The organism is Variovorax sp. J31P179 (assembly GCF_030316985.1).
Lineage (GTDB): Bacteria > Pseudomonadota > Gammaproteobacteria > Burkholderiales > Burkholderiaceae_C > Variovorax > Variovorax ginsengisoli_B.
In genome coordinates, this window is sequence record NZ_JASZYL010000006.1 from 447,355 (window position 1) to 468,541 (window position 21,187).

Annotated in this window: 21 protein-coding genes; 4 read left to right on the forward strand and 17 right to left on the reverse strand. The window is 68.6% G+C overall.

Features of this window, described 5'->3' with window-relative positions; translation table 11 throughout:
• Nucleotides 1-9: 9 nt before the first annotated feature.
• The 9 genes from QTI17_RS18575 to QTI17_RS18615 form a co-directional block, all read right to left on the reverse strand.
• Nucleotides 10-975 carry a VTT domain-containing protein gene (locus QTI17_RS18575; protein WP_286534874.1) on the reverse strand — a complete coding sequence of 322 codons (966 nt, stop codon included), beginning with the start codon at nt 973-975 and terminating at the stop codon, nt 10-12.
• A gap of 37 nt (nt 976-1,012) precedes the next feature.
• Nucleotides 1,013-1,864 carry a DUF3047 domain-containing protein gene (locus QTI17_RS18580; RefSeq protein ID WP_286534875.1) on the reverse strand — a complete coding sequence of 284 codons (852 nt, stop codon included), beginning with the start codon at nt 1,862-1,864 and terminating at the stop codon, nt 1,013-1,015.
• Nucleotides 1,865-2,084: 220 nt separating this feature from the next.
• Entirely contained in the window at nt 2,085-2,525 is a 441-nt protein-coding gene (locus tag QTI17_RS18585) for a YchJ family protein (RefSeq protein ID WP_286534876.1), read from the reverse strand.
• 114 nt (nt 2,526-2,639) lie between these two features.
• The gene (locus tag QTI17_RS18590; RefSeq protein WP_286534877.1) at nt 2,640-3,770 is read right to left on the reverse strand and encodes an acyl-CoA dehydrogenase family protein; all 1,131 of its coding nucleotides are present in this window, start codon (nt 3,768-3,770) and stop codon (nt 2,640-2,642) included.
• Nucleotides 3,771-3,780: 10 nt separating this feature from the next.
• Complete coding sequence (locus tag QTI17_RS18595) at nt 3,781-5,028, reverse strand: glutamate carboxypeptidase (protein ID WP_286529516.1); 1,248 nt, start codon at nt 5,026-5,028, stop codon at nt 3,781-3,783.
• Nucleotides 5,029-5,075: 47 nt separating this feature from the next.
• A complete protein-coding gene (locus QTI17_RS18600) occupies nt 5,076-6,260 on the reverse strand; it encodes an acetyl-CoA C-acyltransferase (protein ID WP_286534878.1) in 1,185 nt (394 codons plus the stop codon).
• A 33-nt stretch (nt 6,261-6,293) separates the two neighbouring features.
• Nucleotides 6,294-8,105, reverse strand: a complete 1,812-nt coding sequence (gene aceK / locus QTI17_RS18605; RefSeq protein WP_286534879.1) for a bifunctional isocitrate dehydrogenase kinase/phosphatase — start codon at nt 8,103-8,105, stop codon at nt 6,294-6,296.
• Nucleotides 8,106-8,120: 15 nt separating this feature from the next.
• The gene (gene can, locus QTI17_RS18610) at nt 8,121-8,822 is read right to left on the reverse strand and encodes a carbonate dehydratase (protein WP_286534880.1); all 702 of its coding nucleotides are present in this window, start codon (nt 8,820-8,822) and stop codon (nt 8,121-8,123) included.
• Nucleotides 8,823-8,868: 46 nt separating this feature from the next.
• Nucleotides 8,869-9,264 (reverse strand): MerR family transcriptional regulator, encoded by a 396-nt coding sequence (locus tag QTI17_RS18615; protein ID WP_286534881.1) that lies wholly within the window; start codon nt 9,262-9,264, stop codon nt 8,869-8,871.
• Nucleotides 9,265-9,360: 96 nt separating this feature from the next.
• Here QTI17_RS18615 and QTI17_RS18620 point away from each other — a divergent pair, with 96 nt between their 5' ends.
• The 4 genes from QTI17_RS18620 to QTI17_RS18635 all read left to right on the forward strand — a co-directional run bounded on the left by QTI17_RS18620 (nt 9,361) and on the right by QTI17_RS18635 (nt 13,564).
• Entirely contained in the window at nt 9,361-10,422 is a 1,062-nt protein-coding gene (locus tag QTI17_RS18620; RefSeq protein WP_286534882.1) for an MBL fold metallo-hydrolase, read from the forward strand.
• Nucleotides 10,423-10,477: 55 nt separating this feature from the next.
• Entirely contained in the window at nt 10,478-11,794 is a 1,317-nt protein-coding gene (locus QTI17_RS18625) for a leucine-rich repeat-containing protein kinase family protein (RefSeq protein ID WP_286534883.1), read from the forward strand.
• A 1-nt stretch (nt 11,795) separates the two neighbouring features.
• Nucleotides 11,796-12,695, forward strand: coding sequence for a pseudouridine synthase (locus tag QTI17_RS18630; protein ID WP_286534884.1), 900 nt, complete (start codon nt 11,796-11,798; stop codon nt 12,693-12,695).
• A gap of 98 nt (nt 12,696-12,793) precedes the next feature.
• A complete protein-coding gene (locus QTI17_RS18635) occupies nt 12,794-13,564 on the forward strand; it encodes an SDR family oxidoreductase (protein WP_286534885.1) in 771 nt (256 codons plus the stop codon).
• A 12-nt stretch (nt 13,565-13,576) separates the two neighbouring features.
• On the opposite strand, the gene QTI17_RS18640 is transcribed toward QTI17_RS18635, so the two are convergent.
• From QTI17_RS18640 to QTI17_RS18675, 8 genes are all read right to left on the reverse strand, one after another.
• Nucleotides 13,577-14,458, reverse strand: a complete 882-nt coding sequence (locus QTI17_RS18640; RefSeq protein ID WP_286534886.1) for a M48 family metallopeptidase — start codon at nt 14,456-14,458, stop codon at nt 13,577-13,579.
• A gap of 13 nt (nt 14,459-14,471) precedes the next feature.
• Complete coding sequence (locus QTI17_RS18645) at nt 14,472-15,239, reverse strand: lysophospholipid acyltransferase family protein (RefSeq protein ID WP_286529499.1); 768 nt, start codon at nt 15,237-15,239, stop codon at nt 14,472-14,474.
• Entirely contained in the window at nt 15,239-15,814 is a 576-nt protein-coding gene (gene gmhB / locus QTI17_RS18650; protein WP_286534887.1) for a D-glycero-beta-D-manno-heptose 1,7-bisphosphate 7-phosphatase, read from the reverse strand. Before gmhB ends, QTI17_RS18645 begins: the two co-directional genes overlap by 1 nt.
• The gene (locus QTI17_RS18655) at nt 15,811-16,353 is read right to left on the reverse strand and encodes a DUF6036 family nucleotidyltransferase (RefSeq protein ID WP_286534888.1); all 543 of its coding nucleotides are present in this window, start codon (nt 16,351-16,353) and stop codon (nt 15,811-15,813) included. The genes gmhB and QTI17_RS18655 overlap by 4 nt, the downstream gene beginning before the upstream one ends.
• A gap of 3 nt (nt 16,354-16,356) precedes the next feature.
• Nucleotides 16,357-16,671 (reverse strand): hypothetical protein, encoded by a 315-nt coding sequence (locus tag QTI17_RS18660; RefSeq protein WP_286534889.1) that lies wholly within the window; start codon nt 16,669-16,671, stop codon nt 16,357-16,359.
• Between the two features lie 31 nt (nt 16,672-16,702).
• Nucleotides 16,703-18,844 carry a glycine--tRNA ligase subunit beta gene (gene glyS / locus QTI17_RS18665; protein ID WP_286534890.1) on the reverse strand — a complete coding sequence of 714 codons (2,142 nt, stop codon included), beginning with the start codon at nt 18,842-18,844 and terminating at the stop codon, nt 16,703-16,705.
• A 4-nt stretch (nt 18,845-18,848) separates the two neighbouring features.
• Nucleotides 18,849-19,754, reverse strand: a complete 906-nt coding sequence (gene glyQ / locus QTI17_RS18670) for a glycine--tRNA ligase subunit alpha (RefSeq protein WP_286534891.1) — start codon at nt 19,752-19,754, stop codon at nt 18,849-18,851.
• A gap of 213 nt (nt 19,755-19,967) precedes the next feature.
• Nucleotides 19,968-21,035, reverse strand: a complete 1,068-nt coding sequence (locus QTI17_RS18675; RefSeq protein ID WP_286534892.1) for an asparaginase — start codon at nt 21,033-21,035, stop codon at nt 19,968-19,970.
• Nucleotides 21,036-21,187: the final 152 nt, after the last annotated feature.

Sequence of the window (21,187 nt, forward strand, 5' to 3'; positions counted from 1 at the left end):
GCCCCGCGATCAAGCGGAGTGTGCCGCCGCCAGTGGCGGAACCGTCCGCATCGGCTCGGCGGCATGCAACGCCGCCCAGGCGTCCAGGCCGCCCGCCAGCACGCGCACCCGCGGCAGGCCCGCGCTCATCAGCACGCGCGCCGCCGCGATCGCCGTGGCGTCGTCGGGGCAATCGCAGAAGACGACCACTTCGCGGCCATCGGCAAAAGCCGAGAGCCGCTTCGGCAGCTGCTTCAGGCCGATGCCGATCGCGCCCGGGATCGCCCTCGTGTCGAGCGCGCGGGCCTCGTCCGAGCGGACGTCGATGACTGTCGGGCCGGCGCCCGCCGCCAGGGCCTCGCGCAAGGCTTCGACCTGGACGTGGACGATGTCGTCGACCTGCTGCGCCAGCCGGCGTTGCCGCCAGCGCCAGCCGATGAAGGCCGCCAGCGCCAGCACGCCGATCGCCAGCGCGCCCAGGCCGATGTTGGAGATCACCGCGAGGACGTCCTGGATCGCGGCATGGAAGATCCGGCCCACGAACAGGCAAAGCAGGGTCCAGATCAGCGCAGCCACGGTTTCGTAGGCCAGGAACCGCAGGTTCGACATGCCGAGGGCGCCGGCCATCGGCGGCGCCACCACCGAGACACCGGGCACGAACTTGGCCGCGATCAGCGACCACCCGCCCCAGCGCCCGAGGATCGATTCGCTGCGTCGGACGCAGGAGTCGGGCGACAGCGAGATCCGGCACAGCAGCCGCATCACGCGGTAGCCCCAGCGGCGCCCGGCCAGGAACCAGACGCCGTCGCCGAGGATGTTGCCGAGCACCGCCGCCAGCACCACCGCGACCACGGACAGCTGCCCGCCGACCGTCAACCCGCCCGCCACGACCAGGAACGGCACGGCCGGCACCGGCGCCCCGAGGCGCGTCGCGAGCGTGGCGGCGAAGACCAGGGCGGCGCCCTGGCTGGCGAGGAGCGAGACGAAGTCGTTCATGGTTGTAGTGACGTGGAGGCCGGGGCCAGGTGAGCCGCTATTGGCCCTGAGCCGGCCGTTCGGCCGACGCTGGCGCGGGCGAGGCGGCCGCTGCGGCCGCCGGCGAGGGCGGATTGCCGCGGAGGTCGAGATCCGAGAAGTAGGCGATGCCGTGGCCGTGGGTGTTGTCGGCGTCGGCCGAGACCGCCACCGCCGTCACGTCGGGCCGGATGTCGCCGGCCTCTTCGCCGAAGGCACGGCGGTAGTCCGACAGCAGGTTGCGGCGCTCGGAGGTCCAGCTGCCCGGCTTGGCCGCGGCGCCGGATTCGAGCACCACCATGCGGATGCGCTTGGTGAAGGCGTTGTCGAACGCGTTGCCCTTGGCTTCCTTGTTGTCCCAGACGTAGCACAGGGTCTCGGTCGGCACCGCCTCGCCGGTGGCGCGGCGCGCCAGCGACAGACGGGTGCGCTCGCCGACGGACAGCCGGTCGGCCGGGAAATCGAAGAACACGCAGACCTTGGCCGCGCCATCGTCGCCGGAGCGCGTGCGCAGGTCGGCGCCCTCGACGAAAGACTCCACCCGCCAGCGCCAGGCCAGCGTAGCCTGCTCGTTGAGCTCCACTCGGGCGGGATGCACCAAGTTCCCGTAGGAGTTGTCGGCATCGACCTTGAGCACGCGCTGGCCGTCGAGCTGATCGACCTCGAAGCGGGTCGGCGACTTGTTGGGCAAGGTGGTGAAATGCCACGGCGCGGGCGGCTGGGCTCCGGTCGCGCCCGAGAAGGGCGTGAGCAGGTTCTTGTCCTGCGCGCGCGCGTCCGGCGCGGCCAAGAGCAGCGCGGCCACGGCCGGCAGCGCCATCGCGGCGCAAAGCCGCCCCCAATCCAGCTTGCGGTTCGTCCAGCTGCCCATGGTGCACCTCTTGGCCTGCGGCCGGTTGAGCGGATCGTCGCTGCGCCTTCGGCGCAACAATCACAGGGTACGGAGTGTGAGGCAGGAGCGGCGCAAGATAAATAGCCCGGAAGGAATCGCTCTGTCGCCGCAAGGGACACAATCCGTCGGGATTGCTACGAAATCAATAGCATCGATTCGAGTCCACGCGCGGGCCAACGGACCTTTCCGACCAAATCCGTCAGTGAAGGTCGCCGTCGACGTAATACCAGCGATGGAGCCCCTCGTCATCCTCCTGGCGCACGAAGCGGCTGCGCTCGTGCAGCCGGCTCGCCTCGCCGGCGCCGTTGCGCTGGCGGGCGACGAACTCGACCTCCGCGTGGTCGGCATCCAGCACCGAGCGCGAGCGGACGTCCAGGCCCAGCCATTTCACGGCAGGCTCGAAGTCGATGCTCGCCGGTCGGGTCGAGGCGTGCCATGTGGCCAGCAGGTAGTCGGCGCGTTCGCGCACGAAGGCGGTGTAGCGCGAGCGCATCAGCGATTCGGCATCCGGTGCCGGCGTGTGCGCAAAATCGTCCACGTAGCGGCCGCAGCACTGCGTGTAGGCCAGGGGCAGCTCCCGCCGGTCGCGGCGCCCGCAGGGGCAGGGGACACGGGCGGGGCTGGAGGGGGATGCGGACATGAAAAAGGCGTGGGCGAGGGAAAGTTCCAGGGCGTATTGTGCAGAGCCCATCTGATCCGTTGAGGACAGAGCAAGAATTGCTGCGCAATTTCTTTTGGTCTGTCCCGCAAGGTCTCAGGCCAAGGACCGCTGGATCAGCAGCTTCTGGATGTCAGAAGTGCCTTCGTAGATCTGGCACACGCGCACATCCCGGTAGATGCGCTCGAGCGGAAAATCGTTGACGTAGCCGTAGCCGCCCAGCGTCTGGATCGCGGCGCTGCAGACCCGCTCGGCCATCTCGCTGGCGAACAGCTTGGCCATCGCCGCCTCCTTGAGGCAGGGCCGGCCGGCGTCGCGCAGGGCGGCCGCATGCCAGATCAGCTGCCGCGCCGCCTCGAGCTGGGTGGCGCATTCGGCGAGCCGGAAGCCCACCGCCTGCTGGTCGAAGATGCTGCCGCCGAAGGCCTGGCGCTCCTTGGCATAGGCCAGCGCCACCTCGAACGCGCTGCGCGCCATGCCCACGCTCTGGGCGGCGATGCCGATGCGCCCGCCCTCCAGCGCGCCGAGCGCGATCTTGTAGCCCTCGCCTTCCTGGCCGATCAGGTTCTCCAGCGGGATGCGGCAGGCGTCGAAATTGATCTGCGCGGTGTCGCTCGAATGCTGGCCCAGCTTGTCTTCCAGCCGCGCCACGTTGTAGCCGGGCGCGTCGGTCGGCACGATGAAGGCGCTCATGCCGCGCTTGCCGGCGCCCTTGTCGGTGACCGCGATCACGATCGCGACCTGCCCGTTCTTGCCGCTGGTGATGAACTGCTTGACGCCGTCGATCACCCAGCCGTCGCCCTCCTTGCGCGCCGTGGTGCGCAAGGACGAGGCGTCGCTGCCGGCCTGCGGCTCGGTCAGGCAGAAGGCGCCGAGCATGCGGCCCTGCGCCAGCGGCTGCAGCCACTGCTTCTTCTGCTGCGCATTGCCGTAGCGCATCAGGATCGCGTTGACCGGGCAGTTGGTCACGCTGATCGCGGTGCTGGTGCCGCCGTCGCCGGCAGCGATTTCTTCCAGCACCAGCGCCAGCGTCAGGTAGTCGAGCCCGGCGCCGCCGTCTTCCTCGGGCACGCAGATGCCGTAGGCGCCGAGCGCCGCCAGGCCTTCGTGCGCGGCCTTGGGAAAGCTGTGCTCGCGGTCCCAGCGCGGCGCGTGGGGCCAGAGCTCGGCTTGGGCGAAGGCGCGCACGGCGTCGCGGATGGCTTCCTGGTCGGCGCTGAGCAGCATGATGGCGTCCTTACTTTCCTTGGCCCAGGTCCATGATCAGCTTGCCGGCCATGTAGAGCCGGCGCGGGATCGCGCTGGTGTCCACGTATTCGGCCTTGTCGCTGTGGTAGCCGAAGCCGGGCAGGCCCAGGCTTTCGATGACCGGCTTGCCCGCGAGCGCCGCATAGGCCGCGTCGGTCCCGCCGCCGGTGCGCTCGACCACCGAGAGCTCGCCGCCCGCTTCCTTGTAGTAGGCCACTGCCTTGTCGACCAGCTTGCGGCCGCCCTCGCCCGCGTTGAAGGCCGGACGGCCGCGCGTGACAAGTACCTTGACCTCGGCCTCCGGCAGCTTCTTCTGCTGCGCCTTGTGCTCGAGCGTCTTCATCGCGGCATCGAAGTCCTCGTTCCTGGCGTAGCGCACGTCGGCATTCAGCGTGGCGCTGGCCGGGATGATGTTGGACACCGCGCCGGCCTTGCCGATGGTCCAGTTGAAGCGCAGGCCCTTGGACTTGTCGTCGATGTCCATCGTGCGCAGCACCAGGTCGGAGGCCTCGACCAGCGAATTGACGCCGAGCTCCGGCGCCGCGCCGGCATGCGAGGCCCTGCCCGTGATGTTGACCTGGACGTAGGCGATGCCCGAGGTGCCGAGCGAGAGGTCTTCCTTGCCGGCGCCGGTGGGCTCGAACGACAGCACGTAGTCGGCCTTGGCGGCCTCTTCCTGGATCAGGTCGCGCGAGCCGAAGGAGCCCTTTTCCTCGTCGGTGTTGAACAGCACCGTGATCGTGCCGAAGTCCTTGAAGCCGCGGTCCTTGAGCAGCTTGAGCGTGTGCACGACGACCGCGTTGCCGCCCTTGTCGTCGGCGATGCCCGGGCCGTAGGCCTTGTCGCCTTCGACGCGGAACGGCGCCTTGGCGAGGATGCCCTTGAGGTAGACCGTGTCCATGTGCGAGAGCAGCAGCAGGTTCTTGCCGCCCTTGCCCTTCAGCTTGCCGACGATGTTGTCGCCGACCACGATGCCGGTCGACTTGCTGCGCGTGACCGTGAAGCCCAGCGCCTTGAGCTCGGACTCGAGGTAGCTGCCGGCCGAGGCCATGCCGTCGCCGTCACCGGTGCCGGTCTCGATGTTGACCAGCGTCTCGAGCGTCTTGATGACGGCGGGCTTTTCGGCCGTGGCGGCAGCGAACAGGGCCTGGTCGCGGGTCTGGCTCCAGGCGGCGGGTGCGACGAAGGCGGTGGCGAGCAGCGCGGCCAGCGCGCTGCGGGGGAAAACCGAAGGCATCGAAAAGGAACTCCGAAAAAGAAGAAGAGTGATTCTAGGAAGGCGGGTCAGACCAGCTCGATCGCCACCGCCGTGCCTTCGCCGCCACCGATGCAAAGCGTGGCGACGCCGCGCTTCTTGCCGCGCTGCTGCAGCGCATGGATTAGCGTCACCATGATGCGCGCGCCGCTGGCGCCGATCGGGTGGCCCAGTGCGCAGGCGCCGCCGTGGACGTTGACGATGTCGTGCGACACGCCCAGCTCGTGCATCAGCGCCATCGGCACCACCGCGAAAGCCTCGTTGACCTCCCACAGGTCGACGTCCTTGACGCTCCAGCCGGTCTTCTTGAACAGCTTGGCGACCGCGCCCACCGGGGCGGTGGAGAACCACTCGGGCTGCTGCGCATGCGTGGCGTGGGCGACGATGCGGGCAATCGGCTTGGCGCCGTTCTTCTTGGCGCCGCTGCCGGTCATCATCACCAGCGCCGCTGCGCCGTCGTTGATCGACGAGCTAGACGCCGCGGTGATGGTGCCGCCGTCCTTCTTGAAGGCCGGCTTGAGTGTCGGGATCTTGTCGAGCTTGACCTTGCCCGGGCCTTCGTCGATCTCGATCACGGTGTCGCCGCCGCGGCCCTTGACGGTGACCGCCGCGATCTCGGCCTTGAAGGCGCCGGAGCTGGTCGCCGCCTTGGCGCGCTCGACGCTGGCGATCGCGAAGGCATCCTGCTGCTCGCGCGTGAACTTGTACTTGGCCGCGCAGTCCTCGCCGAAGGTGCCCATCGAGCGGCCCGGCTGGTAGGCGTCTTCCAGGCCGTCGAGCATCATGTGGTCGAAGATGCGGTCGTGGCCCATGCGGTAGCCGCCGCGGCCCTTGAGCATCAGGTAGGGCGCATTGGTCATGCTCTCCATGCCGCCGGCCACCATCACCTCGTGGGTGCCCGCCAGCAGCATGTCGTGCGCCAGCATCGCGGCCTTCATGGCCGAGCCGCACATCTTGCTGAGCGTGACCGCGCCCGCGCTGTCGGGCAGGCCGCCCTTGTAGGCCGCCTGGCGCGCCGGCGCCTGGCCCTGGCCGGCCATCAGGCAGTTGCCGAACAGCACCTCGCCGACGCTGTCGGCCGGGATGCCGGCGCGCTCGACCGCCGCCTTGATGGCGACGCCGCCGAGGTCATGCGCCGAGAGGGATGAGAAGTCGCCCTGGAAGCCGCCCATCGGGGTGCGGGCGGCGCCGACGATCACGATCGATTCGCTCATGGATTTGCTCCTTCAGTGGTTGTCAGTCAGAAATCAGAAATAGGGGGTGGCGTTGTCGTGCTTGAAGCGCAGCGACTCGTCGTAGGGAAAGACGTCCAGCATCTGCCCGGCCTGGATGCGCTGCTTGTGGCTCTGCCAGAAGGCGGCGTCGAGCAGGTCGGCATGGTGGGCCATGAAGGCCTCGCGCACCGCCGGATTGCCGAGCAGGAACGGCTCGAAGGTCTCCGGGAAGACGTCCTTCGGGCCGACCGAATACCAGACCTCGCCGCTCATCTCGTCCTCTTCGTTGCGCGGCGCCGGCACCTTGCGGAAATTGCAGTCGGTGAGGTATTCGATCTCGTCATAGTCGTAGAACACCACCTTGCCGCCGCGCGTGAGGCCGAAGTTCTTCCAGAGCATGTCGCCCGGGAAGATGTTGGCCGCCACCATGTCCTTGATCGCATTGCCGTACTCGATCACCGCGTGCTCCAGTTGCTTGCTCGCGCGCCGCGCGTGCTCGGGCTGCGCCAGCAGGTCGAAGGACTCCTGCAGGAAGAGGTTCAGCGGGATCATGCGGCGCTCGATGTAGACGTGCTTGACCACGATCTCCATTTCCCCGTTGCCGTCGCGGTCGCCGATCTCGAGCTGGCTCGGCGCGAACTTGCGGATTTCCTCGATCAGCTCGGGCTCGAAGCGGTCGAACGGAAATCCGACGTCGCTGTACTCCAGCGTATCGGCCATCCGCCCGACGCGGTCGTGCTGCTTCACGAGCAGGTACTTGCGCTTGACCTGCTCGCGCGTGGTGTCCTTCTGCGGCGGGAAGAAGTCCTTGATGACCTTGAACACGTACGGAAACGACGGCAGGTCGAACACCAGCATCACCATGCCCTTGATGCCCGGCGCGATGCGGAACCGGTCGGTGGAATAGTTGAGGTGGTAGAGGAAGTCGCGATAGAACAGCGTCTTGCCCTGCTTGGCCAGGCCGAGCGCGTTGTAGATCTCGGCGCGCGGCTTGCGCGGCATCAGCGAGCGCAGGAACTGCACGTAGGCCGAAGGCACCTCCATGTCCACCATGAAGTAGGCCCGCGCGAAGCTGAACAGCATCTGCAGGTCTTCCTCGCCGAACAGCGCGGCGTCGACATGGAACCGGCCCTCCGCGTCGTGCAGGATCGGCAGCGCGAACGGCATCTCGATGAAGCCGTTGTTGATCTTGCCGACCACGTAGGCGCCCTTGTTGCGGTAGAACAGCCCCGACAGCACCTGCAGCTGGAAATTGGCGCGCAGCTTGACCTGGTGGAAGCGTCCGAGGATCGCGGCCGCCACGCATTCGGCGTCGCGGCGGCGGTCGGCATAGCGCCCTTGCAGCGCGTAGTCCTCGAGCATCCGCTCGACCGTGTCGGCCAGCGTGTCGCGTTCGGGGTAGTAGGCGCGGTAGGTCGGCGCGTCGCGCGGCTCGATGTACTCGGTGCTGATCGCCGGCCGCACGAAGATGAAATCGTTCTGAAAATAGGCCCGATGCAGGATCTTGGTCGTGACCGAATTGAAGAAGGTCTCGGCCAGTTCCGGCTGGTGGTGGTCGACCAGCAGGCCGATGAAGTGCAGCTTGATCTGGTGCCAGACCTCCATCGGCTGCTCGCCGGCCTTGAATTCCTTCTCGAGCCGCGCCACCGCCTCGCCCACCCGCAGGTCGTAGAACTCGATCCGCTCGCGCTGGGCCCGCTGCTGGCCGTGCCAGTCGGCGGTCTCGAAGCGGTGCTTTGCGCGCGCCGACTCGGCGCGGAAGAGCCGATAGTGCCGATCGAAGCCGTCGCGCATCGCACGGGCGATGTCATAGGCGAGCGGCGAATCGAGGCGCTGCGGGAACATGGGACCGGTGCCGGACTACTTGATGTATTCGGACGTGCCCGTATCCGCCGGCTTGCTCCACTTGTAGCGGATGCGCTGCACGGCGGCGCGGTACTGGTTCTCCATCGGCTTGGTGCCGTCGACGGTGAGCTCCAGGTCCTGGATGAGGCCGTCGTGCACGCCGAAGGCCCAACCGTGGATCGTGACCGACTGGTTGCGGCTCCAGGCGTCCTGCATGACGGTGCTGACGGCCACGTTGACCACTTGCTCCGCCACGTTCAGCTCGCACAGCGCATTGGCGCGCGCGACCTCGGGCAGGCTGTCGAGCATCACGTGGTGGCGGTCGCGCACGTCCTGGATGTGGCGCAGCCAGTTGTCGGCGATGCCGATGCGCGCGCCTTCGAGCGCCGCCTGCACGCCGGAACAGCCGTAGTGGCCGACCACCATGATGTGCTGGACCTTGAGCCGCTCGACCGCGAACTGGATCGCCGACAGCGCGTTGAGGTCGGAGTGCACCACGATGTTGGCGACGTTGCGGTGCACGAACACCTCGCCCGGCTCGAGGCCGGTGATCTGGTTCGCGGGCACCCGGCTGTCGGAGCAGCCGATCCACATGTACTTGGGGGTCTGCTGCTTCACCAGGCTGGTGAAGAAGCCGGGCCGGTCGCGCTCCATGCGCGACGACCAGGCGCGGTTGTGAGCGAACAGGTCCTCGAGGGAGTCGGGCTTGTTTTCCATGGTCTTTTTCGTGATGAAAGGGTTGGGGGAATGCTATCGGCGGGGCTCAGCGCGCTTTCGGCTTCGATGCGCGCGCCAGCGCCGCCCGGGCCTGCTTTTCCTGGGCCCGGACCTCGTCCAGGTTCGCCTGCAGCTCGGCCAGCTGGGCTTCGAGCTGCTCGCGGTGGGCGCCGAGCACGCCGAGGAAACGCTCCAGCTGCACGGCGGTGTCGCGCGGGCTGTCGTACATGTCGAGTATCTCGCGCGCCTCGGTCAGCTTCAGCCCGAGCCGCTTGGCCCGCAGCGTCAGCGTCAGGCGGGCCCGGTCGCGCGAAGTGTAGATTCGCTGCAGTCCGGCCCGGCGCGGCGCCAGCAGGCCCATGTCCTCGTAGAAGCGGATCGCCCGCGTGGTGAGGTCGAACTCCTTGGCGAGCTCGCCGATGGTGAAGGTCTGCGAAGGCATGAATAATGGGTCGGAGCGTGGGCGACAGCAAGGTCGGGCGGCACTGCCTACAATGTCGGCTCAAAGCCATGACGTTTACGTTAACGTCAATCGTACATGAACCTTCTCGAACGCGAACTCCATTACCCCCTCGGCGACACCCTGCCGGCGCCCGGCCAGACGGTCGAAGTGGCGCCCGGCATTCGCTGGATCCGCATGGCGCTGCCCTTCGCGCTCGACCACATCAACCTCTGGCTGCTGCGCGACAGCATCGACGGCGTCGAAGGCTGGAGCGTGGTCGACTGCTGCATCTCGCATGACGCGGCCCGCGCGCAATGGGAGCAGATCTTCGAGACGCAGCTCCAGGGGCTGCCGATCCTGCGCGTCATCGTGACCCACATGCACCCCGACCACATCGGCCTGGCGCACTGGCTCTGCGACCGCTGGAAGGCGCCGCTGTGGATCAGCTCCACCGACTACCACGTCGCGCGCGTGCTCACCACCGCCGGCGACACCCTGGCCGGCGGCGACGCGGCGGCCGACTTCTTCGCCTCGCACGGCCTGACCGACCCCGAAGCGGTCGCCAAGATCCGCGCCCGCACCAGCTACTACGCCAACATGGTGCCGTCGGTGCCGGCCAGCTTCGTGCGCATGCTCGACGGCGACGACGTCATGATCGGCGGCCGCGCCTGGCGCTGCATCAGCGGCTACGGCCATGCGCCCGAGCACATCGCGCTCTACTGCGAAGAACTCAACGTGCTGCTCGGCGGCGACATGATGCTGCCGCGGATCTCGACCAACGTGAGCGTGCACGCGGGCGAGCCCGAAGCGAATGCACTGCGCCTGTTCCTCGACAGCATCGAGCGCTTCAAGGCGCTGCCGGTCGACACCCTGGGCCTGCCTTCGCACGGCAAGCCCTTCACCGGCATCCATCGACGCGTCGAGCAGCTGCAGGAGCATCACCGCGACCGCCTGGCCGAACTGCTGGAAGCCTGCCTGGCTCGGCCGCACAGCGCCGCCGAGGGCCTGCCGATCCTGTTCAAGCGGCAGCTCGACCTGCACCAGATGACCTTCGCGATGGGCGAGACCGTGGCCCACCTGCACCTGCTGTGGTTCTCGGGCCAGCTGCGGCGCCGGCTCGGCGACGACGGCATCTACCGCTTCGGCGCTCTGGCATGAGCCGCCGGGCCGCTCCCAAGGCGAATACCGAAGCGCTGCTGCGCGAAGGTGCTCCATGAGCGATGCGCTGGGTCGGCTGCGCGCAGGCGAACTGGCCGGGGCCCAGCGGCTCGACCTCAGCTGCGGCCTGACCGAGCTGCCGCCCGAGGTCTTCGCGCTGGCGGACTCGCTCGAGGTGCTCAACCTCTCCGGCAACGCACTGCGCACGCTGCCGCACGACCTGCACCGGCTGCACCGGCTGCGCGTGCTCTTTTGTTCCGACAACCAGTTCACCGAACTGCCCGTAGCCGTCGGCCAGTGCCCCCGGCTCGAGATGGTGGCCTTCAAGGCCAACCAGATCTCGCGGGTGCCGGCGGCGGCGCTGCCGCCCTTGCTGCGCTGGCTGATCCTGACCGACAACCGGATCGACGCCCTGCCGGCCGAACTCGGGGAACGCGCGCGGCTGCAGAAACTCATGCTCGCCGGCAATCGCCTGCAGGCGCTGCCCGAATCGATGGCGGCCTGCCGGGCGCTCGAGCTGGTGCGCATGTCGGCGAACCGCTTCGAGGCCCTGCCGGGCTGGCTGCTCTCGCTGCCGCGCCTGTCGTGGCTGGCCTTCGCGGGCAATCCCTTCGACGAAGCGCCCGAGGCCATGGCGATGGATGCGCAGCCGACCCGGGCCATCGACTGGCCATCGCTCTCGCTGCAGCACAAGCTCGGCGAGGGCGCCTCCGGCGTGATCCACCAGGCCGATTGGCGGCAGCCGGACGGCAGCCTCCGGCCGGTCGCGGTGAAGCTGTTCAAGGGCGCCGTGACCAGCGACGGCTGGCCGCACAGCGAGATGGCGGCCTGCCTGGCGGCGGGGCCCCATCCGGGGCTGATCCCCGTGCTGGGCCGGGTCGCCCACCATCCCGACGCCAGCACCGGCCTGGTGCTCGCGCTGGTCGACCCGAGCTTCCGCAACCTGGCCGGCCCGCCGAGCCTTGAATCGTGCACCCGCGACGTCTATGGCGACGAGGCCCGCTGGTCGGCCGAGACGGCCCTGCGGATGGCGCGCGGCATCGCTTCGGCGATCGCGCGGCTGCATGCGCGCGGCATCCTGCATGGCGATCTCTACGGCCACAACATTCTCTGGAACGGCCGGGGCGACGCCCTGCTCGGCGATTTCGGCGCCGCCTCGTTCCTGCCGCGCGACGATGCGGCGCAATCGCAGGCGCTGCAGCGCACCGAGGCGCGCGCCTTCGGCTGCCTGCTGGAAGAATTGGCCGCGCGCTGCGAGGCGCCCGATGCGGCCACGGGGGCGCTGCCGGCCGGCCTCCAGGCACGCTGCCTCGACGACGATCCCGCCGAGCGGCCGCTGTTCGACGAGATCGCCGCCGCCCTGGGAACCTGACATGGCCGCGCTGCCGCTGCCCGTGCGCGACGGCGTCGGCCCGAGCTGCGTCGCGCTGCCCGCGGGCGACTGGCCGACCATCGCCGAGTTCCTGGTCCAGCGCTTCGCGGCCATCCCGCGCGCCACCTGGGTGGCCCGCATCGAGGCCGGCGACGTCGTCGACGAGCACGGCCAGCGCGTGACGCACGCCCGGCCCTACCAGCCACGGCTGCGCGTCTACTACTACCGCGCGCTCGACGCCGAGCCCGTGATCCCGTTCCAGGAGCAGGTGATCCACCAGGACGCGCACCTGCTGGTGGTCGACAAGCCGCATTTCCTGCCGGTCACGCCGGTCGGCAAGTACGTGCAGCAGAGCCTGCTGGTGCGGCTCAAGCGCACGCTCGGGCTCGACCATCTGGCGCCGCTGCACCGCATCGACCGCGAGACCGCGGGCATCGTGCTGTTCTCGGTGCAGCCGGAAGGGCGCGGCCCCTACAGCGCGCTGTTCGCCGAGCGGGCGGTCCACAAGCGCTACGAGGCGATCGTGCCCTGGCAGGCCGGGCGCGCGCTGCCCGCCGTGCGCCACAGCCGGCTCGCGCCCGACCAGCATTTCATGCGCATGGCCGAGGTCGCCGGCGAGCCCAATGCCGAGACCCACTTCGAGCTGCTGGAGGTACGCGGCGACTGGGCGCGGCTCGGCTTGTCGCCATTCACCGGCCGCCGACACCAGCTGCGGGTGCACTGCGCAGCGCTCGGCATGCCGATCCGCAACGACGCGATCTATCCGGTGCTGTTGCCGGAAGGCAGCGACGACTTCGACCATCCGCTGCAGCTGCTGGCGCGCGAGATCTCCTTCGTCGACCCGATGACCGGCGCCGAGCGGCGCTTCACGAGCCTGCGTTCGCTCGCCTTGCCGGCCTGAACTGGCGCCAAGGTGACGCCCGCCGACGCCGGGCCGCACTAAGCTCGCGAAAGCCGCATCGTCCGGCACCCGCACCGAACACCCAGGAGACACACCGCATGGACACCACCCAACTCTTCTCGCTCAAGGGCCGCACCGCGCTCATCACCGGCGGCTCGCGCGGCATCGGCCGGATGATCGCCGAGGGCTTCCTGGCCCAGGGCGCCCGGGTCTACATCTCGGCCCGCAAGGCCGCGGCCTGCGACCAGACCGCCAAGGAGCTGTCGGCCTTCGGCCACTGCGTCTCGCTGCCGGCCGACGTGTCGACGCTGCAGGGCGCGCAGGCGCTGGTCGATGCCTACGCGCAGCACGAAGACTCGCTCGACATCCTGGTCAACAACGCCGGCGCGGCCTGGGGCGCGCCCTACGCCGAGTTCCCCGAGAGCGGCTGGGACAAGGTGGTCGACCTGAACCTCAAGACGCCCTTCTTCCTGACCCAGGCACTGACGCCGATGCTCAAGAAGGCGGCCACCGACCACCTGGCCAAGGTCATCAACATCGCCTCGATCGACGGCATCTCGGTCAATCCGCAGGAAACCTATTCGTACGCGGCCAGCAAGGCCGGCCTGATCCAGCTCACGCGCCGCATGGCGCTGCGCCTGGCGCAGGACCGCATCGTGGTCAGCGCGATCGCGCCGGGCGCCTTCGCGTCGGACATGAACAAGGACGCACGCGACCATGGTGAAGAGGTGAAGGCGCGCATTCCGGCCGGCCGCATCGGCGAGCCCGAGGACATGGCAGCGGCCGCGATCTACCTGGCTTCGCGGGCCGGCGACTACGTGATGGGATCGACGCTGGTGGTGGACGGCGGCGTCACCCACGCACGGTAGCCGGCTTGCTTCCTACCAGCGCGGCACCGGCTCGTCCTTGAGCTGCCTGCGCAGCTGCTGGTAGTCGGGCATCACGCTTTCCACCGTGTCCCAGAAGCGCGGGCTGTGGTCCATCACGCGCAGGTGGCTCAGTTCGTGGGCCACCACGTAGTCGATCACCGACATCCTGAAATGCACCAGCCGCCAGTGCAGCCGGATCGCGCCATCGGCGCTGGCGCTGCCCCAGCGGGTCGAGGCGTTCGACAGCGACAGCTTGTTCCAGGTCACGCCCAGGCGCGGCGCGAAATGATCGAGCCGCTCGATGAAGATGCGCCGCGCCTGGCGCATCAGCCAGGCCTGTGCGGCGTCGCGGATCTGCGGCGCGCCGGCATTCTTGGCCAGCGCCAGGCGCAGCACCGGGCCCCCGCCACCCTCCGCCCCGGCGTCGAGCACGCCTCCCACGCCCTCGAAGGCATGGTGCGGATCGAGCGCGACCGTGACCTGCTGGCCGAGGAACGGGAAAGCGACGCCGTCCTGCCATTCGATGCGTGCCGATTCCAGCCGCGCATGGCGCTGCTGGGTCTCGGCCAGCTTGCGCAGGATCCAGTCGCCTTTTTCCCGGACGGCGGCATCGACGTCGCGCAGCGCCACCCAGCGCGGCGCCCGCACCGATAGGCCCTCGGCGCCGACCAGGAAGCCGATGGTGCGCCGCTTGCCGCGGGTGAATTCGTAGGCAACACGGGCATTGCCCAGCGTGACCTCGCGCGTCGCGCGCGGATGCACGAAGCTCGCGGGGCGCACCGCGTCGGCCAGCGTGATGGCCGGCGCGTGCGGCCCGGCGGGCGTCGGCAGCGGCGCCGGTTCGTCGGTCGACGCATCGAACAGGTCGAGCGTGAACTGCAGCAGGCCGCGCATGGTCGTCAGGCCATCAGGCGGTGGTCGACGCCGCGGGCGCGGCCTCCGGCACATAGGCGTCGGGGTCGAGCCGGTGCATCTCGGCCTCGATCCAGGCCTCGACCTCGCGCATCAGCTCGTCGGGCTTGCGGCCGACGCTCGAGATGGCCGGACCGATCGACACATCGACCACGCCCGGGCGCTTGATGAAGGCCTTGCGCGGCCAGACCTTGGCCGAGGTCACGGCAATCGGCACCACCGGCACGCCGGTCTCGCAGGCCAGCCGCGTGCCGCCGCTCTTGTAGTGGCCCTTCTGGCCACGCGGAATCCGCGTGCCTTCGGGAAACATGATGATCCAGATCCCCTGTGCGAGCAGCTTGCGGCCCTGCACCACGACCTTGTTGAAGGCCTGCGTGCGCTGGCTGCGGTCGATGTGGATCATGTCGAGCCGTGCCATCGCCCAGCCGAAGAAGGGCACGTAGATCAGTTCCTTCTTGAACACGAAGGCCAGGGGGTGCGGCATCAGCGTGGGCATGAGGAAAGTCTCGTAGGTCGACTGGTGCTTCACGAGCAGGATGCAGCCGGCCAGCTTGTCGGTCGGCAGGTTCTCCATGCCGGTGACGCGGGTTCGGATGCCCAGCAGCACGCGGGCGCCGCCGATCGCCCAGTTGAGCCATGTCACGGCCATCCAGTACAGCGGGATGCCGCGCTTCCAGAGCGAGTTGACGCACATGATGATCCCCCAGGGGACCACGGTGACGAGCATCCACAAGGCGTGGATCAGGGAACGCAAAAAATCCATCAGACAGCCACTTTCAGCGCCGCGCGCGCTTCGCGCTCCAGCAGGAAATCGACGAAGGCCGCGAGGTCGTCATGCACGCGGGTGTTCGGCGGGTATTCGGGGGGCAGCGGCACGCCGCGGCAGGCCTGGCCCATGCCGGTCAGCAGCAGGTGCGGCTCGCAGCCGGCGGCCGCGCCGGCGAGCAGATCGCGCAGGCTGTCGCCCGCGGTCGGCACATTGGCGAGGTCGACACCGTAGCGCTCGCCGATCTGCAGGAACAGGCCCGGCTTGGGCTTGCGGCAGTCGCAGCCTTCGTCGGGGCTGTGCGGGCAGTAGAAAACCGCATCGACCCGGCCACCCACGGCCGCCAGCATCTTGTGCATCTTGGCGTGCATCGCGTTGAGCGAAGCGACATCGAACAGCCCGCGCCCGAGGCCCGACTGGTTCGATGCGATCACCACGTGCCAGCCCGCATGGTTGAGCCTCGCCACCGCCTCGAGCGCGCCGGGCAGCGGCGTCCACTCGAGGTCGCTCTTGACGAAATCCTCGCGGTGGACGTTGAGGGAGCCGTTGCGGTCGAGGATGACGAGTTTCATGGTGAGGGAATATCCTTCAGGGCTTCCAGCGCACGGCGCTCGGCCCATTCGACCACATGCTGAACGGGGTAGCGGCCGGCGTCCAGCAACCGAATGCGCGCATACAACACGGCTGGATCGATCAGACCGTGCGCCAGAAGCGTACGCACATAGTCAGCATCCTTGTCGCGGCCTGCCACGCACTTGGAGACGGCGAGGTCATGGATCTCTGGGCAGATTGCGGTGAGGTCGCCCAGATAGTGAAGCGTTTGGCGTTGTTGCCAATCCGGCGGCATCACCGCCGTTTCCGGGCCCACACCGTCGGCATGAAAACCGTGCGTGTCGTGGAACATCGACAACGCCCCGATGGCGCCATCGATCAGGTCGGCCTTCTCGGGATGCATGGCGGGATAGAGGTCGAGTTCCGTCGACACCAGCAACGAGGGAGGAATCGTGTCCAGGAGCAACAGGATGGCCTGGCTGCCGACCAGCACGAAAGATTTCTCTTTCGTGATGTCCGCAGCCGCGCGCAGCACATGCTCCAGTTCGGTCAGCTGCATGGTTTAGAGTCCCGAAGCGCGCCGCACTTCCTCGCGCTCTTTGGGCGAGAGGACGAACCCCAGCGGCGACGCATTTCGCAAGGTCGCGGCCCGCTCATCTTCAGCACAAACGGCGCGCTCGACTTCATCCACTCCACCTTCCAGCAACCGCGCCCATTGATCGAGGTAGGCATCCGAACGAGTCTCCCCGCGCTGCTGCCGCCATCTCTGCAACGTGCCGCGCGCTTGCTCGAGCAAGTGCGCGTCCCCTCTCAGGCGCGCGATCGCCTGCCGGTGAAAGGCCAGCGTGAAGCGATCGATCTGTTGTGGAGTCGGCATGGGGAGATGGTGGTGGCGCAGCCCGCGATGGTCAAGCCGCCAGCCGTTCCAGCTGCGCCACCCGGTTCATCGCCGCATGCAGCAGCATCAGCAGCCCGAGCCGGTTCAGTCGCAGGTCGGCCTGCTCGGCATTGACCATCACGCCGTCGAAGAAGGCGTCGACCGGCCCGCGCAGCGCCGCCAGCGTCTGCAGCGAGGCGGTGTAGTCGCCCTTCTCGAACTGGGCGTCGGCCACCGGCACCACCTCGCGCATGGCGGCGTGCAGCGCCTTCTCGGCCGGCTCCTTCAGCAGCAGGTCGCTGACGTGGGCATCGGCCTCGGGCGACTTCTTGAGGATGTTGCCGATGCGCTTGTTGGCGGCGGCCAGCGCCGGTGCTTCCGGCAGCGCGGCAAAGGCGCGCACCGCCGCCAGCAGCTTGGGCACCTCGCCGAGCCGCTGCGGGCGCGAGGCCAGCACGGCATCGACTTCCTGCGCGCTGGCGCCCTGCTCGCGCAGGCTGCCGGACAGCCGGTCGTAGATGAAGGCCTCGAGGGCGTCGGTGGGATCGTTCAGCGCCAGCTCCCCGCCCTTCGGCGCATGGAAGGCGGCGAAGGCACTGCCCAGCACCGCGCGCAGGTCGAGCGGCAGGTGGCGCTCGACCAGCATGCGGATCACGCCCAGCGCATGGCGGCGCAGCGCGAACGGATCGCGGTCGCCGGTCGGCAGGTTGCCGATGCCGAACATGCCGACCAGGGTCTCGAGCTTGTCGGCCAGGGCGACCACGACGCCGACCGGGTTGCGCGGCAGTTCGTCGCCCGCGAAGCGCGGCTTGTAGTGGTCTTCGATGGCGTCGGCCACCGCGGCGTCGAGGCCGTCGTGCAGCGCGTAGTAGCGGCCCATCGTGCCCTGCAGTTCGGGGAATTCGCCGACCATGTCGGTCACCAGGTCAGCCTTGGCGAGCTGCGCGGCCTGCGTGGCCTGGCGCGCCAAGGTGGCGTCGCCGAGCTGCTCGGCCAGCGCGCGCGCGATGCGCATCACGCGCTCGACGCGCTCGCCCTGGGTGCCGAGCTTGTTGTGATAGACCACCTTGGCCAGCGATTCGACCCGCGAGGCCAGCGACTTCTTGCGGTCCTGGTCGAAGAAGAACTTGGCGTCGGCCAATCGCGGGCGCACCACGCGCTCGTTGCCGCCGATGACCGCGCTGGCGTCGTCGGGGCGGATGTTGCTGACCACCAGGAACTTGTTGCTGAGCTTGCCCGAGGCATCGAGCAGCGGGAAGTACTTCTGGTTGGCCTTCATCGTGAGGATCAGGCACTCCTGCGGCACGTCGAGGAACTCGCGCTCGAATTCGCACACCAGCACATTGGGTCGCTCGACCAGTGCCGTAACCTCGTCGAGCAGCGCGTCGTCGTCGATCGGCTGCATGCCGCCGCCGACCTTCACGGCCGCTTCGGCCAGCTGCCGCGCGATCTCGAGCCGGCGCGCCTCGAAGCCCGGGATGACCGCGCCCTGCTCGCTCATCTGCCCGGCATAGCTGTTGGCGTCGCGCAGCTCGATCGGATCGACCTCCGCCTCGAAGCGATGACCGTGCGTCTGCCGGCCGGCCGTGAGGCCGAGCGCGGCGACCGGCACGACCGCGTCACCGTGGAGCGCCACCAGGCCGTGCGCCGGCCGCACGAAGCTGACGCTGGTCCAGCCCGGCAGTTCGCAGTTCGTCTCGAGCTGGTAGCTCATGACCTTCGGGATCGGCAGCTTGGCGATCGCCTCGGCCAGCGCCTTCTGCAGCCCCTCGGCCAGGGTCGCACCCTTGGCGGTGCTCTGGAAGAACAGCGCCTCGGCCTTGCCGTCCATGGCGCGTTGCAGCCCTGGCACCGCGCCGGCGTCGGCGCCCAGCGCCGCCAGCCGCTTGAGCAGCGCGGGCGTGGCCCGGCCCGCGGCGTCGAGGCCCACCGTCACCGGCATGAGCTTCTGCGAAACCGCCTTGTCGGCGGCCTGCGCCAGCACGTTCGTCAGGTGCGCGGCCAGCCGCCGCGGCGAGGCATAGGCCGTGAGCACCGAACCGGCATCAGCCAGCCCCTGGGCGATCAGCTGGTCGCGCAGCACCGTGGCGAAAGCGTCGCCGAGCTTCTTCAGCGCCTTGGGCGGCAGTTCCTCGACGAACAGTTCGACGAGCAGGTTGTTGTTCGTGGTCATACGCTCAGGCCGCCTTCTTCGTCATCTGTGCAACCCACTCGCGCGGCGCCATCGGGAAACCGAGCCGCTCGCGGCTCTCGTAGTAGCTCTGCGCGACGCTGCGCGCGAGGTTGCGGATGCGGCCGATGTAGGCGGCGCGTTCGGTCACGCTGATCGCGCCGCGCGCGTCCAGCAGGTTGAAGCTGTGGGCCGCCTTGAGCACCTGCTCGTAGGCCGGCAATGCGAGCTGCACCTCCATCAGGTGCTTCGCCTGCTTTTCGTGGGCGGCAAAGGCGGTGAACAGGAACTCGGCGTCGCTGTGCTCGAAGTTGTAGGTCGACTGCTCGACCTCGTTCTGTTTGAAGACGTCGCCGTAGCTCAGGCCCTCGGTCCACTTGAGGTTGTAGACGTTATCGACGCCCTGCAGGTACATCGCCAGGCGTTCCAGCCCGTAGGTGATCTCGCCCGTGATCGGCTTGCAGTCGATGCCGCCGACCTGCTGGAAGTAGGTGAACTGGGTCACCTCCATGCCGTTGAGCCAGACCTCCCAGCCCAGGCCCCAGGCGCCGAGCGTCGGGTTCTCCCAGTCGTCCTCGACGAAGCGGATGTCGTTCTTCTTCAAGTCGAAACCGAGCGCCTCGAGCGAGCCCAGGTAGAGCTCGAGGATGTTGCTCGGCGCCGGCTTCAGCACCACCTGGTACTGGTAGTAGTGCTGCAGCCGGTTCGGGTTCTCGCCGTAGCGGCCATCCTTGGGCCGGCGGCTCGGCTGCACATAGGCGGCCTTCCAGGGCTCGGGGCCGAGCGCGCGCAGGAAGGTGGCGGTGTGCGAGGTGCCGGCGCCGACCTCCATGTCGTAGGGCTGCAGGAGCGCGCAGCCCTGGGCATCCCAGTAGGCTTGGAGCTTGAGAATGATCTGTTGGAAAGTCAGCATGATGGGCCTGGTGGCCGCAGGAGGGCGAAGCGCCCGCCGAGGCGGCGAACCGGCCATTTTAAGAGCCACAACCCGACCGCAGGATTCGCCCCGCGCCAGCCGGGGCGTGTTCGTGAAATACCGCGGAACCGGCTCCGCCGGGCCGCAGGTATTGCCCCCCGGTCAGGGGGGTGGGCGCCCGGACACGAAGTGCCGGGCAACCTGGGGGGCGAGTCAATACTCCCAGAAAATGCGCTGCAGTTCCTTGGTGTCCTTGGTCTTGGTCAAAGCCACCATCGTCAGGATCCGAGCCTTCTGCGGCCGCATGTCGTGCGCCACCACCCAGTCGTACTTGTCGTCCGGCTGCTCGGCATTGCGGATCACGAAGCCGTCCGGTACCCGCGAGCTGCGGATCACCAGGATGCCGTCGGCGCGCACCTTCTGCAGCACCGGCACGATCCGGTCCGCCACCGAGCCGTTGCCGGTGCCCGCATGCACCAGCGCCTTGATACCGCTGGCGGCCAGGGCGTTGATGGCCGTGGGGGCGACGCCTTCGTAGCCCAGGGCGATCTCCACCGGAGGCAGCGCGTCGATGCTGTCGATATCGAACTCCGACTGCATCGTGTGGCGCTTCACGGGCGCGCGGAACCAGTAGTTGCGGCCCTCCACGATCATGCCCAGCGGACCCCACTGGCTCTTGAAGGCCTCGGTCTTGATGTTGACCGTCTTGCTGACGTCGCGGCCGCTCTGGATCTCGTCGTTCATCGTCACCAGCACGCCGCGGCCGCCGGCATCCTTGCTGGCCGCGACGTTGACCGCGTTGAACAGGTTCAGCGCGCCGTCGGCCGACAGCGCGGTGCCCGGACGCATCGAGCCGACCAGGATGATCGGCTTGGCCGTGTGGACCGTCAGCGTCAGGAAGTAGGCGGTTTCTTCCAGCGTGTCGGTGCCGTGGGTGATCACGATGCCGTCGACGTCGGGCTGCTTCGACAAGGCGGAAACGCGCTTGGCCAGGGTCAGGAGGTTGTCGTTGGTGAGGCTTTCGGAGGCGACCTGGAACACCTGCTCGCCGCGCACGTTCGCCACCTTGGACAGTTCGGGCAGGCCCGCGATCAGCTTGTCGACCGGCACCTTGGCGGCCGAGTAGGTCGCGCTGTTGACCGCCGAGGCACCGGCGCCGGCGATGGTGCCGCCGGTGGCCAGGATCACGACATTGGGCAGCGACTGGGCCTGGGCGACGGCGGCGGCGGCCAGCAGCGCGGCGGCGCCCGCCAGACGGCGGAAGCGGGAAGCAAAGTACATGGAGACTCCTTTGGGAGGTGTGGTGCGGAGGGCCGAAAAGATACCGGATCGCGGCCGTTCCGGCGCAGTCTGTCGATGCCGTGCACGCATGCGGTCATGCCGGCCAGCCCGACCTCGTGGCGCAGCAAGTTCCGGGCAAGCGCTACCATCCC

What these genes read in the sequence shown, in the direction of transcription:
- QTI17_RS18575 (WP_286534874.1), bottom strand. Translation starts at nt 975, where the DNA reads ATGAACGACTTCGTCTCGCTCCTCGCCAGCCAGGGCGCCGCCCTGGTC.
- QTI17_RS18580 (WP_286534875.1), bottom strand. Translation starts at nt 1,864, where the DNA reads ATGGGCAGCTGGACGAACCGCAAGCTGGATTGGGGGCGGCTTTGCGCC.
- QTI17_RS18585 (WP_286534876.1), bottom strand. Translation starts at nt 2,525, where the DNA reads ATGTCCGCATCCCCCTCCAGCCCCGCCCGTGTCCCCTGCCCCTGCGGG.
- QTI17_RS18590 (WP_286534877.1), bottom strand. Translation starts at nt 3,770, where the DNA reads ATGCTGCTCAGCGCCGACCAGGAAGCCATCCGCGACGCCGTGCGCGCC.
- QTI17_RS18595 (WP_286529516.1), bottom strand. Translation starts at nt 5,028, where the DNA reads ATGCCTTCGGTTTTCCCCCGCAGCGCGCTGGCCGCGCTGCTCGCCACC.
- QTI17_RS18600 (WP_286534878.1), bottom strand. Translation starts at nt 6,260, where the DNA reads ATGAGCGAATCGATCGTGATCGTCGGCGCCGCCCGCACCCCGATGGGC.
- aceK (WP_286534879.1), bottom strand. Translation starts at nt 8,105, where the DNA reads ATGTTCCCGCAGCGCCTCGATTCGCCGCTCGCCTATGACATCGCCCGT.
- can (WP_286534880.1), bottom strand. Translation starts at nt 8,822, where the DNA reads ATGGAAAACAAGCCCGACTCCCTCGAGGACCTGTTCGCTCACAACCGC.
- QTI17_RS18615 (WP_286534881.1), bottom strand. Translation starts at nt 9,264, where the DNA reads ATGCCTTCGCAGACCTTCACCATCGGCGAGCTCGCCAAGGAGTTCGAC.
- QTI17_RS18620 (WP_286534882.1), top strand. Translation starts at nt 9,361, where the DNA reads ATGAACCTTCTCGAACGCGAACTCCATTACCCCCTCGGCGACACCCTG.
- QTI17_RS18625 (WP_286534883.1), top strand. Translation starts at nt 10,478, where the DNA reads ATGAGCGATGCGCTGGGTCGGCTGCGCGCAGGCGAACTGGCCGGGGCC.
- QTI17_RS18630 (WP_286534884.1), top strand. Translation starts at nt 11,796, where the DNA reads ATGGCCGCGCTGCCGCTGCCCGTGCGCGACGGCGTCGGCCCGAGCTGC.
- QTI17_RS18635 (WP_286534885.1), top strand. Translation starts at nt 12,794, where the DNA reads ATGGACACCACCCAACTCTTCTCGCTCAAGGGCCGCACCGCGCTCATC.
- QTI17_RS18640 (WP_286534886.1), bottom strand. Translation starts at nt 14,458, where the DNA reads ATGCGCGGCCTGCTGCAGTTCACGCTCGACCTGTTCGATGCGTCGACC.
- QTI17_RS18645 (WP_286529499.1), bottom strand. Translation starts at nt 15,239, where the DNA reads ATGGATTTTTTGCGTTCCCTGATCCACGCCTTGTGGATGCTCGTCACC.
- gmhB (WP_286534887.1), bottom strand. Translation starts at nt 15,814, where the DNA reads ATGAAACTCGTCATCCTCGACCGCAACGGCTCCCTCAACGTCCACCGC.
- QTI17_RS18655 (WP_286534888.1), bottom strand. Translation starts at nt 16,353, where the DNA reads ATGCAGCTGACCGAACTGGAGCATGTGCTGCGCGCGGCTGCGGACATC.
- QTI17_RS18660 (WP_286534889.1), bottom strand. Translation starts at nt 16,671, where the DNA reads ATGCCGACTCCACAACAGATCGATCGCTTCACGCTGGCCTTTCACCGG.
- glyS (WP_286534890.1), bottom strand. Translation starts at nt 18,844, where the DNA reads ATGACCACGAACAACAACCTGCTCGTCGAACTGTTCGTCGAGGAACTG.
- glyQ (WP_286534891.1), bottom strand. Translation starts at nt 19,754, where the DNA reads ATGCTGACTTTCCAACAGATCATTCTCAAGCTCCAAGCCTACTGGGAT.
- QTI17_RS18675 (WP_286534892.1), bottom strand. Translation starts at nt 21,035, where the DNA reads ATGTACTTTGCTTCCCGCTTCCGCCGTCTGGCGGGCGCCGCCGCGCTG.